This is a genomic window from Roseimicrobium sp. ORNL1, assembly GCF_011044495.1.
In the GTDB taxonomy this organism is placed as follows: Bacteria; Verrucomicrobiota; Verrucomicrobiia; order Verrucomicrobiales; family Verrucomicrobiaceae; genus Roseimicrobium.
The window spans coordinates 2,020,273-2,033,506 of the sequence record NZ_CP049143.1; the positions used below are offsets into that span (position 1 = coordinate 2,020,273).

The 13,234-nt window shown below is 59.7% G+C and carries 10 protein-coding genes; 3 read left to right on the forward strand and 7 right to left on the reverse strand.

Annotated features, from left to right (window positions below; translation table 11 throughout):
* Positions 1-405 precede the first annotated feature (405 nt).
* On the forward strand, positions 406-1,491 hold the full coding sequence (gene aroB / locus G5S37_RS08135) for a 3-dehydroquinate synthase (RefSeq protein WP_165202564.1): 1,086 nt from the start codon (positions 406-408) through the stop codon (positions 1,489-1,491).
* Between the two features lie 16 nt (positions 1,492-1,507).
* A complete protein-coding gene (gene dprA / locus G5S37_RS08140; protein WP_165202566.1) occupies positions 1,508-2,608 on the forward strand; it encodes a DNA-processing protein DprA in 1,101 nt (366 codons plus the stop codon).
* Between the two features lie 9 nt (positions 2,609-2,617).
* On the opposite strand, the gene G5S37_RS08145 is transcribed toward dprA, so the two are convergent.
* The 4 genes from G5S37_RS08145 to G5S37_RS08160 all read right to left on the reverse strand — a co-directional run bounded on the left by G5S37_RS08145 (position 2,618) and on the right by G5S37_RS08160 (position 8,293).
* Complete coding sequence (locus G5S37_RS08145; RefSeq protein WP_165202568.1) at positions 2,618-6,067, reverse strand: M56 family metallopeptidase; 3,450 nt, start codon at positions 6,065-6,067, stop codon at positions 2,618-2,620.
* Complete coding sequence (locus tag G5S37_RS08150) at positions 6,064-6,495, reverse strand: BlaI/MecI/CopY family transcriptional regulator (protein WP_165202570.1); 432 nt, start codon at positions 6,493-6,495, stop codon at positions 6,064-6,066. The genes G5S37_RS08145 and G5S37_RS08150 overlap by 4 nt, the downstream gene beginning before the upstream one ends.
* Before the next feature lie 234 nt (positions 6,496-6,729).
* Positions 6,730-8,010 carry an alpha/beta fold hydrolase gene (locus G5S37_RS08155; protein ID WP_165202572.1) on the reverse strand — a complete coding sequence of 427 codons (1,281 nt, stop codon included), beginning with the start codon at positions 8,008-8,010 and terminating at the stop codon, positions 6,730-6,732.
* 64 nt (positions 8,011-8,074) lie between these two features.
* Positions 8,075-8,293, reverse strand: coding sequence for a hypothetical protein (locus G5S37_RS08160; RefSeq protein ID WP_165202574.1), 219 nt, complete (start codon positions 8,291-8,293; stop codon positions 8,075-8,077).
* Between the two features lie 118 nt (positions 8,294-8,411).
* Here G5S37_RS08160 and G5S37_RS08165 point away from each other — a divergent pair, with 118 nt between their 5' ends.
* Positions 8,412-8,810 (forward strand): CoA-binding protein, encoded by a 399-nt coding sequence (locus tag G5S37_RS08165; protein ID WP_206026356.1) that lies wholly within the window; start codon positions 8,412-8,414, stop codon positions 8,808-8,810.
* Positions 8,811-8,819: 9 nt separating this feature from the next.
* On the opposite strand, the gene G5S37_RS08170 is transcribed toward G5S37_RS08165, so the two are convergent.
* From G5S37_RS08170 to G5S37_RS08180, 3 genes are all read right to left on the reverse strand, one after another.
* Complete coding sequence (locus tag G5S37_RS08170) at positions 8,820-9,881, reverse strand: DUF4105 domain-containing protein (protein WP_165202576.1); 1,062 nt, start codon at positions 9,879-9,881, stop codon at positions 8,820-8,822.
* Between the two features lie 264 nt (positions 9,882-10,145).
* Positions 10,146-11,549 (reverse strand): hypothetical protein, encoded by a 1,404-nt coding sequence (locus G5S37_RS08175; RefSeq protein WP_165202578.1) that lies wholly within the window; start codon positions 11,547-11,549, stop codon positions 10,146-10,148.
* A 136-nt stretch (positions 11,550-11,685) separates the two neighbouring features.
* Positions 11,686-13,182 (reverse strand): PLP-dependent transferase, encoded by a 1,497-nt coding sequence (locus G5S37_RS08180; RefSeq protein ID WP_165202580.1) that lies wholly within the window; start codon positions 13,180-13,182, stop codon positions 11,686-11,688.
* Positions 13,183-13,234 lie beyond the last annotated feature (52 nt).

Genomic DNA, 13,234 nt, shown 5'->3' on the forward strand with positions numbered 1-13,234 from the left:
GAGGCTACTGTCAGCATCGTCCGCCTTGCTCTTGTACCCGACAACCCGAACGCCGCCAACAGTTTATGAGCTATGTCCATGCTGGGCGTAATAAGTGCCGATAATTACTCGAAGCAATTGTTTAATTTAGCCTTTAATTGCGGTGCGATCATGCAAAATGCATTCATTTTGAAGCGGTCGTGCGTTCTTGAGTGTGAGGATGTTTGACGAGCGCGCCCATCTTCATGTCGATGTCGTCGAGAAAGCGGCCCACGGTTGGTTTCCGCCATGGGCCTGTCTTCCCAAGGTGAAAAATCAGACGGTATCCTCCAAGAAGTACTCGTCCATCTGTTGCCCTCTTGACTCTTGGCCTCACCCCGTTCAATAGAACAGTTGCCACTTTGTTTTTCCCAGACTTCCACCTTCATGTCCGAGCCTCTTTCCGTACGCGTTGACCTTGGTGCCCGCAGCTATGATGTCCTGATTGGGTATGGGCTGCTTTCACGCACCGGTAGTTATGCCGCCGAACTCCTGGGGCGGAAGAAGTGTGTCATCGTCACCGACTCGAATGTGGGGCCACTGTATGCGGAAGCGGTGAGACAGAGTCTTTGGGAGGCTGGCATCGCCACGACGGTGATTACGGTGAAAGCAGGGGAAGGTTCCAAGTGCATGTCCGTGGTGGAAGATGTGTGCCGGCAGATGCTGCGCGCGGGGCTGGATCGGAAGGCCTTTCTCGTGGCCTTGGGCGGCGGGGTCATCGGTGACCTGGCAGGCTTTGCGGCGTCCATCTTTCTGCGCGGCATTCCGTTCATCCAGATTCCCACGACGGTGCTTTCCCAGGTGGATTCCAGTGTGGGTGGGAAGACGGGGGTGAACACGCCGGAAGGCAAGAACCTGCTCGGGACCTTCAGCCAGCCGGCGCTGGTGCTGGCGGATGTAACCACGCTCAACAGTCTGCCTCCGCGGGAATACGCCGAGGGGTTTGCGGAGATCATCAAGCACGCGGCCATTCGTGACCCGCTCATGTTTGAGTCCATCCAAGAGGTGGCTGAAGGGAATGGAGATCTCGCGGAACTCATCCGGCGGAACGTGGCCATCAAGGCGCGCATCGTGGAGGAGGACGAGCATGAGCTCACTGGCACGCGCGCGTTGCTGAACTTCGGCCACACCATCGGGCACGCGGTGGAGGCAAGCGCTGGTTATGGCGAGCTGCTGCACGGCGAGGCCATTGCGTTGGGCATGGTCGCGGCGGCGAGTCTGTCGTGCCAGCTTTCTGGATTGCCTCCTGTGGCGCGCGGCAAGATTGTGAACCTCATCAAGCGCTTCAACATGCCGACCCGTCTGCCTGATGGCATGGGCGTGGAGACCATCCTAGGGCACATGAAGCACGACAAGAAATTCAGCGAAGGCAAGATTCGCTTCGTGCTGCTGCGCACGCTGGGTGATGCCTTCGTGAGCAAGGACGTTACGGAAGAGAATGTCGTGAACGCGATCAAGGGGTTGCGCTACTAGCGCGGAGAAGGCTGTCATGACCCGCACGGAGGCTTATCTCGCGCTGAATCTGCTGCCCAAGATCGGGCCGGTGCGCGTGCAGCGGCTGCTGGATTTCTTTGGCTCGCCGGAGCAGGTGCTCAGCGCCAGCGCAAAGGAGATTGTGCGGGTGGAGGGCTTCGGAGAAGAGCTCGCGAATGCCGTCGCCGACTGGGAAAATCGCATTGACCTCACACGCGAACTTCGTCGCGTGAATGAGGAGGAGCTGACCATCCTCACCCTTGAGGATCCTCTGTACCCACGCCTGCTGAAGCAGATCTATGATCCGCCCGTCATTCTCTATGTGAAGGGCAAGATCACGGAACGTGACGCGAATGCGCTGGGCATCGTGGGCTCGCGCCATGCTACGCAGTATGGACTGGCGACGGCAAAGAAGTTCTCTTTCCAACTCGCGTATGCGGGCTACACGGTGATCAGCGGACTGGCACGTGGTATCGATACCGCGGCGCATGAAGGCGCGCTGGCGAGCAAGGGGCGCACGATTGCGGTCATCGGCTCGGGACATGGCGAGTTGTATCCCCCGGAGAACAAGGCACTGGCGGAGCGCATTGCATCTCAAGGCGCGGTGGTCAGCGAGTTCCCGGTGGATCGCCCGCCGGACAAGCAGACATTTCCGTTGCGCAATCGCATCGTGAGCGGCTGGAGCACCGGCATCATCGTGGTGGAGGCGCCCTCACGCAGCGGTTCGCTCATCACCGCACAGCAGGCGGCCGAACAGGGCCGCACGGTGTACGCGGTGCCGGGGAATATTGACCGGCCCAGCTCGCATGGTTGCAACCGGCTCATCCAGGAAGGCGCGAAGCTCATCATGGATGGTGCTGAGGTGCTGGATGATCTGAACACACTCTTCCCCACGCAGCCGAAGGCGCCGGTGACCTCCGAGTCCAAGCCTTCCGCCAAGCTGACGGGCGATGAAGAGAAGGTCTATGCCGTGCTGGGCACGACGGAGGTGCATATCAATGACATCGCCTCGAGCACCGGTCTGGCGCTGCCGGTGGTCTCCACTACGCTGATGAAGCTGGAGATGAAGCGCGTGGTACGCCCGCTGCCGGGGAAGTATTATGTGCGGATGGTGTGATGGGAGGTATCAGGGATTGGGTTCCCGTTTCTTGATCACGAATTTGTAGGTGCTGCCGGCGGATTGGGGTGCCTCGACCATGTGTGCCGGGTCGTCCAGGGAGTACTGCTCGCCAGTTGCCCACACATACTCCCAACCGAGGAATACTCTAAATTTGCCAGCAGGAAGCGTGGACACACGGAACTTTCCGTTCACGTCAGTGGGAGCTTCTGCCTGGAGACCATCGTTGACATCCACGAAGCTGGTCTGGGTTGGTACCTCCACGGGTGCGAAGTGCAGCTTCACCCCCTGAAGTGGCTTGCCATCTGGATCGACCACGATGCCCTCTACGGCATGCGCCCGTTCTCGCTTCAGTCGCAGTTGGGACGACGAGCGATCGACTCTGGCAATGAGCGGTGCAATTCCCCGGGTGCTGGGCACGGAGAGGAAGTACTGGCCTTGCACCTCGAAGTTCATGTGTGGTAGTTCGAAGGTGCCATCGGCCTTGATCGGGTAGTTGGTGCTTGTAGTGCGGTGGGCTGGTTCCTTGTAGACCAGGTAAATGTTGCCGCCTTCCATGGGAGTTCCATCAGGTTGGAGAATGGTGCCGCGAATGGACTCACCGTCAGGAAAGGCGATGTCCTGGCGTACCAGAGGACTGGCTTCGTCCACCTCGAACTCCGGCGTTTCTACCATGGAGGTTCCTTCACGAACGAGGAGGCGGTACCTGGCATGCAGCGGAACAGGTGAGATGAAGAAACGGGAGCCGTGGTCCAGTACCTTCAAAAGATGTCCGGAGTCATTGTACACGGTTTGCCACTCTCCCGCCCTCGGCTCATACTTCAGTAGGATGAGATGGGGGTCGTTGCGCACGGATTGGTATCCTGGATACATGCGAATGTCACCGCTGATGGCTCCGGCCGGTTCCATGGGGATTTCCAAGCGTAGAGGTCCATCACCTGCTTCCACTTTCTGCCATGTGTGGTCGAATCGGTAGCCGGTGATACCTCCGGTATTGATCGTCAATTGGGAGTTCAATGGGACATCCACTCTGCAAATGCCATCGGTGACCTTGTGGAAAGTGATGTTCGAATTTTTGATAACCAACGGCACTTCTCCGTTGAAGGGAGGGCTGCCGTTTGGAGTGGAGAACTTCAGTTCCACCTGGCGGGTGGTTTCTGGTGAGAGCCTGGTGTCCTCGGGCACGGAGAGGCATTTCAATGCGCCGTCTTCGATGCGGAATCGGAGCTCCTTCATACTTGAAGTGAAGTCGGTCTCCCACTCTTTGTCATAGATTCTCAACGTGATCTTGCCGGGAGAAAGCTGGCCAAACTCGAAATGGGCCTTCCCTGATGAGTCTGCCTTGAGGCTTTGTTCGAGATCCACCGAGCCTCCAGTGCTGTAGTCTTGGTCGAGCCTGAGATAAGTCGTGCCGTCTTTTCGGATGACCTTCCCTTCCGGGTCTTCAATGGTGCCAGAGATCACAAGTTCTGGATCGAGTTCGAATTTGAAACCACCACTTTCACCACCCAACTCCACAAACTTTCTTCCGTAGACGGGTGCTTCAAAAATGAGTTCATATCTGTCATTGGGATGGCAGATATTGAGCTCGAGCTTGCCCTGTGCATCCGAAGGGATTGCATTCATCTTGGGCATGATGCCGTAGCCATATCCGTGGCTGAATGTGAAGTCATCTCGTCTCCGCATCTTGCACAGGACATTCACTCCCGCGATGGGTTGCTGCGTCCGAGCATCCATCACGGTCCCGACGAGCGGGGTGCTCCTCACGAGAGTCAGTGTAACGGGCTTGTCCTTCACGAAGCGAACGTCCTGAAAGCGATTCCACTGGTAGCCATAAGCGCGGATGTCGAAGCGGAAGCTGAGGCCCTCCAGAGTGTTCCCAGGGATGCAGGTGCCGGAGGCATCGGTGGTCAGCTTGCCCTGCCGAAAGAAGTCACACTCAGGAGCGAGGAAGAAGGAACAACTGATGTCCGCGTCCGGGATGGGGTGTCCATCCTTGTCCACCAGCTTGAGCACGGCCGGGAATCCCCGCTCCATGACCAGCTCGAAGGTGCCATGAGATTTGTCCTCGCCATTGAACTTGGCTTCTGTGAAGGCAGGCGCGTATCCAGCCGCCCATGCTCCTACCTGCATGCGGCTGCCCTTGCCTCTGACGGTTTCCTTCTGGCCAACACTGTTGCCGGAGTAAAAGGACGTGTAGTTCTTGGACCAGGCGATCAGGCCGATGTCTTCCTCGGGCTCTGATCCGTCCGCCGTGCGTATGGTTCCGGTGGCCTTGATATCCCGGGGAGCCGCGTTGTCCTCGGCGGCCTGAAGTGCCTCCCGCTCCTGATTGATCACCGTGATACGCTCTTCTGGCGTGAGAGCGCGGGCGATGCGTGGAACTGCCAGACCGCAAACCACGAAGTAGAGTGCAATGCCCGCCACGCTGGTGATGCCGAAGCGCTCAGGAAGGGAGGTGAGGCGCCCGTGCTCGCCGAGGCCGAGGATGCGCTGGATGCGATGCTTCAGTGAACCCATGCCGGAGGATGCGAGGGCGAACTGGGCACCGCGCCACTCCTCCGCAGCAGCGAGGGCGCGGGCGTAGGTTTTGCCATCGCCTTTCCATTGGAGCACGAGATCATCGCAGGCTAGTTCACCGGTCTGGCGCACGGTGCTGGCGAGGGCGTGGGCGGCGGGGTTGTGGAAGAGGAGGGTTTCCACCATGGTGACCCAGAACTGGAGGAGGGGATCACGACGTTTCAGGTGGGCCAGCTCATGAAGCATCAGTGCCTCCACCTCCGCGATGCTGAGACGGGAGAGTAGTGATGCGGGGAAGCAGATGACGGGACGCAGCCAGCCCACCACAAGGGGAACGCCGAGTGTGGGACACACCAACACGCGCAGATGACGAATGCCGGTACGGTTGGACCATTCGACGAAGCGCGTCAGCCATGTGGGCTCGGGATCGGTGCCCGTGTGTTTCAACCGTGCAATCCATCTCCAGCCAAAGAGCAGTCGGATGATGAGCAGCGTGAGGCCCGCAAGCCATACGGTGGCAAACCAGATGGGAAGCTGCGCAAACCATGACGTCCTGGGCGCTTCGATCGTGAAGGCATCGGTGGGACGAGGAGGAGGCGTGATGGAGAGTGGCGCCGAGGAGTTGGATTTCTCAGGCGAGGTTGTGGAAGGCGTGGGTGGAGTGATCGCTGGCGGTGTCGCGTAGGCGTGGATGGTTTGTGCGGGCGGCGGCACCTCGTGTTTCTGCACCTGCATCCACGTCATGGTCACGACTGGCGCCAGTGCGAGTGCGGTGAGGGTGAGCCATGCGAGGCGATGCTTCGCCGCGGCGGAGAAATGATGGCGGCCGAAAGCAAACACCATTGCCAGCAGTGCCCAGAGGATGGCGCCCTGCCATAGTGAGTGCACCAGCACCCAGCCGAGATCCTTGAGCCAGGGAGATTGCAGGAAGGCGCTCATGGCTTCTTGGGTTTGGTGGTGGGCTTGGCGCTGTCCTCGGCGTCGAGGTTATCGAGGAGTTGGCGGATCTCGGCGCGCTCTTGGGCGGACACTTTCTTGGTGGAGAGGGCACCGAGAACGAGTTGGGCGGCGGAGCCTTCGAAGGCTTGCTGCAGGAGGCGGCTCACGAGGCTGCGCTGCACGCGCTCCTCCGGCATGGCGGCCTGGTAGAGGTGGGTGCGGTCGGACTCGTCACGGGTCACGAGCCCTTTCTCATGCATCACCTGGAACTGCTTCAGCACGGTGGTGTAGCTGCCTTTCGCGCCAAGGTCCTCCCACACCTGGCGCACAGTGGCAGAGCCGAGTTTCCAAAGGACACGCAGCAGGGGCAGTTCCGCTTCCGTGGGTTCAGGGCGGGAGGGGTGTCGGACTTTGGGAGGGCGTGGCATGGAGGGAAGGAGTGGTAGATGAGCTCCCGAGGTGAGGGGGTGTACGATATTAATCGTAATTAAAGCGTGAGTGGAGTGGATGAGTCAACGATAATAATCGTAGATCGGTGCTCTCGCTGAACTTCGGGGAGATGCTTTGGCTCGGGGTGGCTTCACGGCAGCAAGCTGCCTGCGGAAAGCTGGAGCAAGCTCCAGCAGTCCAAATCACTGAGCCTCGCGCGGCACGTCAGAGCCTCAGCCCTTCCCATCCAGTTCGGACTCCACGAGTTTCAGCGTCTCTGCCTCGTTCAGGATGTCCACGTGCCCATGGATGAAGTGTCTCCAGGACTTGGCAGCCTTCTTCACGCGGAGATCTGTTTCGCTTTCCACGGTGACGACGCCGTCGTTTTCACCCCGGAGGTAGAAGGGACCGCCCTTGATGGAGCCGTAGATGAGGTGGTGTGTGGTGCCCTTGGGCAGGGGCGTGTTGTACATCTTCACGAGGTAGTCGCTGCCGGGCGCGACATCGATCCAGGAAGGCACGGGCTTTTTCAGGTGGCGGATGCCGGCCTCGGCGGCCTTGTGTCCTCCCCAGGGTGTGGAGATGCTGACGAACTCAGGAATGAAGTCCACGCCTTCCTCCGCCACCGCTTCGGTGATGGCGGGACGTGCGACGAGGCCGCCCATGCTGTGGGCCACCACGTAGGCCTTTGGAAAACCGTAACGGTGTTTCAGGGCGCGCAGGCCTTCAGCCAGCACATTGGAGACGCGGCTCAGGCGCATGCCGCTGGGGTAGTGGTAGAACCAGAGCTGGTACTTGGAGCGGTCGAAGTTCTTGATGAAGTAGTCCCAGTCCTGGGGGCTGCCGCCGATGCCGTAGACAAACACGACCGGGATGCGCTTTGGATCAAAGGGCTCGGTGAAGTAGATGCCGAGGGTGTTGGTGGTCAGGAAATCCAGGGGGCGCCAGAGCCCGCTGCCGCCGGTGTCCGGGGCGAAGCGTGCCTCACGCAAGGAAGCGACATCGCCAAGGGCGACATTCATCTTGCCGCCCAGTTCGAGATTTTCCTTCGGTCGCTCAATCACCGTGCCCTTGGGCAGACCGTGGGTGCGGGTCAGGGTGACGGGGAGGATCTTCGCCGTGGCGACACCATCAGAAAGAGGCCGGGGGGAGACGTCCTTCAAGAAGCCGAGGGGCTCACCGGCGTCGTATTTCTGATTCTTGTTTTCATCCGTGAAGGCACCCACGCGGTACACCTGGCCGAGCCTCAAGTGAAAGGCGGCGAGCCCGTCCTCCCGGACTTCCTGAAATCCGGCGGAGTCCTTGCGCTTGTCCCCCTCCATGCGCCAGGCGAGCGCATAGGTGGGCGCTGGCCCTTTGGGAGGAGGGGTGACTTGAATTGCGATACCGCCCTGAGCTTCAAGACTCTCCACCTGCTGGCGCAGGCCGAGCAGGGAACAGGAGGGGAGTAGCAATGCCAGGGAGGCAGGGACAGCAAAGGCGAAGGCGGCAGCCAGGCACGGTGGACGTTTCATGTGAAAGTGTGTCGGAGAATCACTGGCAAGATCTGAACACGGTCCCAGAGGGGAGAGGGCTGGGCTAGTGCATGAGGCGGTCGAACCACATGTCGACACGCTGCTGCCGGGCGCGAGCACGCATCTTCCGCTTATCCTGACGTTCCTGGTACCGCTCGTTCTTCTCCCTCAGCCTCTTGTTGTAGGAAATGGTGCTTTCGTCATCTTTGGAGGAGCACGAGGCGAGCAGGGGCAGGCAGGCGAGGGCGAGCGCTACGCAGAGGAGGGGGCGGAGGGATTTCATGATGGGCGTGGAAAAGAGAAGCACAGGGGCTGCCGAGCCCGCCAGTGCAAATTCACGAAAATCGCACGGACCGGCCCACGGGTTGGAAGCCTTGGCGCTGCTGCCAGCGTACACTGGAATGATGACCACTGGAACCCAAGCCAAGCCGCAGTCCCCGGAGCGCGTCGTCGTCCTCGGGGCGTCACCGAACGAAGAGCGCTATGCCAACAAGGCGATGAAGATGCTGCTGGAGTATGGGCACCAGCCGATTCCGGTGAATCCCGGCTTCGAGGAGATCCTTGGCATCAAGTGCTACAAGTCGATCGCGGAGGTGCCCGGGCCGGTGGATACGGTAACCCTGTACCTGGGCGAGGCGCGCTCGGAGCCGCTGATTGCGGACATCCTCGCGACGAAGCCGCGGCGCATCATCTTCAACCCCGGCGCGGAGAATGCGCACCTCGCGCAGGAAGCGAAGGCCATCGGCATCGAGCCGGTGGAGGCGTGTACGCTGGTGCTGCTGCGGACGGGGCAGTATTGACCGACCCGATCACTCCTTCTCAGGAGGGGGCAGGGTGCGGATGCGCGTGGAGAAGTCCGGCGCGCTATTGGCTTCCTGTGCTCGCGCGTTGATGTGGGCACGCGCACGCAGGCGGGGGAAGGGCAGGTTGGTATCGATGAACCCGGCCTCGAAGAGGTATCGATCAAAAAGCCCATTGAGCAGGTGGCCGATGTGGAACCCGCCTTCCCTGCCGGCGGCATTGGCGTAGCGCACGATGTTGATGGTGCAACTGTTGCTCAGGAGATGGTAGAACTCGGGCTTGTTGGCCAGTTCATTGATGCGGTCGATGTAGACCTTGAACAGCGCCCGGGCCCCTGCTGCAGGAATGCGTATTTTGTAGAGGAAAACATCCTCCTTGCGGAAGTTTGAACGAACCCGCACCAGGTCACGCTCATCGCCGACCACGTAGATCAACTCATACTTCTTGAACATGGAAGCGATGGGGTCATAGCTTTCATGTTCCTCTGGCCGGGTCTCGATGGAGATGCAGACCGGTGGCGAGTTGTCGAAGTTAAAGGTCAGAAAGGTGTGTCCCACCGGGCCCTCCACCCAGTAGGAAATGAAGAGGTCGACTGAGGTCAGGTGCGAGAGAAAGACTTCGCGCTCTTCATACTTCACGGTGAAATCCTCCAGGCTCTTGTAGTCGAAGTTGCGGAAGCCGGTGAAGCGCACGGAGTCGCCATTGACGATCACACGAGGCACCACGGCGACATCGGTTCTCCAGATGCGGTCATTGGAAGGGCGGATGGAGATGAACCAGGCCAGCACTCCCAGGAAGAGCACTGCCAGCACCGCGCGTGACTTGAAGGTGCGGCGTATCCACAGGGCCCAGATGCCAAAGGCCAGGTACGCCAGCGCCAGAGACGCCCGCGCCCAATTCCACGGCACGGTCGTGTAGTACAGGGCAAGGGTGGGCCACAAAATATACAGAAGGCCGATGAAGAAGGCCACGGTCGTGTACGCCCAGCGGAAGGGCTTGCTGAGCCACGAGGTGGAGCGGCTTTTGGTGGCGGGAGTGGCGGCAGGTGGGGTCTCTTGCACAGTAGACATCGTCGGAGGGCCCTTGAAGTTTTGCTCAGATGGCTTCGGAGCTGCGCGTGGGCTCACCAGCTGTCCCACCGCTGCAAGATACCTCAGAGTTTCTCAGGCGAGCCAACTTTTTTTACGAAGCACAGACGGAAATGCGCCAGCAGTGCGTGCTGGCGGCAATGAACGCAGCTTGAGTGTGCTTTATGAACCGGGAGCGCAACTACCCTGGGTTTAGCGCGTCACGCCCCCAAGTGCTTGTTTCATGCGAAAGCAGTCTGACTCTCATTAGAGATCGAGGAAGGGACTATCAGGGACTTTGACGGGTGGCTTCTCAGGGGCTGACGCGAGCCAACTGAAAATCCTCGAAGATCCTGCGGAAGGAGAGAGCAGCACGCGAGGCTTGTCATAGTTCAGCATCACCTGCTCCAAAGTGGCCGCCTCGACGTTGAGTTGGACAAAGCTCATGCGATCGCTATTGGTGAGTTTCAACCTCACAACGTAATTTTGGGGTGTCCAAATCGCCAGCAACCAGAGGGGATCTTTCGTGAACTCGTAGATAGAGGGTTCGCCGAATTTTTGCACCAGCCATCGAGCCAGCAGGTCGGTTTCTTTTTTGGCGAGGGGTTGCCTGTTAAAATAAGAAAACCTGTAAACTTTGTTCCGGCTCAAACTCAACTGGCGTGAACTGAGGGTAAAGCTGGATGCGAACGGTTCTTCCACCGTTGGCACACTCAGAATATCAGGGTGGGGTTTGCGCGAAAGATAAGGGCGTCTCGCGCAAATCTCCGCAATATCGTCCCCGAGGACGTCCTGTGTGGCATGCATCGGCAATACACGGGTGAAGATTTCCTGATCCTCGGCGGGCGAGGCCTTCACAGGGATTCCCCAAAGGTGGGTCAGAGGATAGATGGGAGGCGGCGTGGGAACGCTGAGGTCAAGAAACGTGATGTCGCCCGTGTTCGGCTCGCCTGGGAGAACAGACTCGTTCAAGTAAGTGACGGCACCAATCAATTCCCCAGACCGCTTGTGAAAGACCGGGTATCCTGTCTGAATATCTTTAAACCCCTCAGTGGGGATGACGATTCTCGCTCCACCTTTGTGGGGCTCGTTAGGAAGCAACTCAGGCAGATTGAATGTCCCAGGCTCGAAAGTCACCCTACGATGCCCGGCTTGAGTGACGATGACGAGTTCGTCTCCCTCGCGCAGAAGGGGCAGACCCGCGAATTGTTTTGAGCCTGCGCCAGTAGTGGCCGGGCCGTCGGGCAACTCCCAAACCCACAGATTCTTACCCCATTCTCCCTTGGAGTGCTTTAGCAGCCTGCCCGGTTTCAATGGCTTCTCGTTGAATCTTGGTACCTGGATCCGGTCCTCGTATGCTACTGCCACAAGCGCTGACATTTTTGGGAATCTGACACAGAAGGCATGCCACACGTCTCCATTGGACCGATGGGTGATGAGAGGTAGCTTGGCTGGAATGGGAAGCGGACCTTTGCCGGAGCGAGTCTCAAACTGCTCGGCTGCTCGAATCTTTGTGAGCCGGATGTCTTCTGTCTGCGGTGCAGGCTCACTGGTGGCTGCTTGGGCTTGAAGCGATGACAGATTGCCGCACAGGGCGAGGCCAAGCAAAGAAAGCATGGCACAGGCAGGCTTGAACACAGCCCTCGCTTGAGAAACGAATAGAGGAAGCATGGCGCAAAGCGATCGAATAAACGACGACATCCAATCAGTTCGCCGATTTTTGGGCAATCTCAGATTGCTCGAAAATTCCGGAGAATGACAGATTGAGCTTTGCAACGATGCCTGCGCAACGCAGGGAGAGGCGGGGTTACGCCTCCAGCGCCTGCTTCATGCGCTCGAGGATGATCTCGGTGGGTTCGAGGCCCACGGAAACGCGGAGCAGGGTGCGGTCCACGCCACAGCGGGCAGCCCAGTCGAGCTCGTCGTAGTGGGCGAGCAGGGTGTAGGGGCACACGAGGGTGAAGTTCGTGCCGAGGCTGGGCCCCTTGCTGAACTGCATGGCGTCATACACGCGCTGGGCGCTGTCGCGGTCCTTTAGGACAAAGGAGAGGAGGCAGCCGTGGCCGCCATCCACCTTCTGCAGGTGATCATACAAACCACTATCATCTGCGATGGAGTGATACACCTTCTCCACGGCGGGATGCTCGGCGAGGAATTCGTAGAGGGCCACGCTGTTCTTGCTGACGGTCCTCATGCGCTCCACGTAGTCGCGGGAGTTCTGCTCGAGGGCGATGGCATCACCGCGCCAGAGTTCGTGGTCGGCATGCTCGCGCAGGAAGGCGGCGAATTCCTCGTGCCAGGGGGATTCGCTGTTGATGATGACGCTGCCCGCAAGGACATCGCCCACGCCGGAGAAGGACTTGGTGAGGCTGGTGGTGACGACGTCCGCGATGAGGAAGGCATCCACGTTCACATTCGCGCCGACGGTGTCATCCACGATGATGGGAACGTCCTTCTCTTCGAGGAAGAGCATCTCGGTGACCTTGCGCAGATCCACGCACTTCAGCAGGGGATTGCTGGGCAGCTCGGCGAAGATGCCGGCGAGTGGTTCACTCTTGATGATGGTGCGCAGCTTCTCGTAGTCGCCATCGTCTGCGAATGGCAGGAAATGCGCGCCGGCGCCGAAACGCTCCTGCAGCTTCAGCACATCCACATAGGGGAAGTCGAGCTGCACGGTCTTGCGATTCGGCAGGATGCTGGAGAGCATGCGGTGCACGGCGTAGTTCGCCGCCATGCCGGAGGGGAAGAGGAAGATGTCCTCCTTACTTTGGCCGGTGATGTCTGCGAGGCGCTGCTTGATGCGCTCGGTGGCGATGTGGCCTTCCTTCTCCGTATACTCGTGATGCTCCGTGCCGAGGGCGGCTTCGCTCTGGCGGATGCTGAGGACTTCACCGCAGAAGCGCCAGAAGAGGCGGGCGGTCTTGTAAGAGGTCTCGGGGAAGAGAGTGACGCCGAACGATTCTTCGCCGAACTCGGCAACGCGTGCGGGACCGGCGTTGTGTTTCTCAATGAACTCGGCGCAGCGCTCGGCATGGACGCGGCGGGGGAAGACCAAGGCGCGCTCGCCGGGCTTGGCGTGCTCCTTTTCCGCAGCTTCAAAGACGGCGGCGATGGCGGGCGGCACGAAGAAGCGGGGGTAGCCGCTCTTGAACTTCTCCACCACGCGCTGGTCGCCTTCTTCATAATCGATGACATGCTCCCAGAGCGGCAGGCACACCGAGATGCCGTACGGTGTGGGAGGTACAGCAGAGCCGAGGTCTTCAGGCTTGCAGAGGGGGTCGGTCAGGAGGTTTCGCGTGCTCACGGGACGGGGTTAGTAGCGCGGGAGCTCCCGGGACTCAAGGAAAGCATGGAAA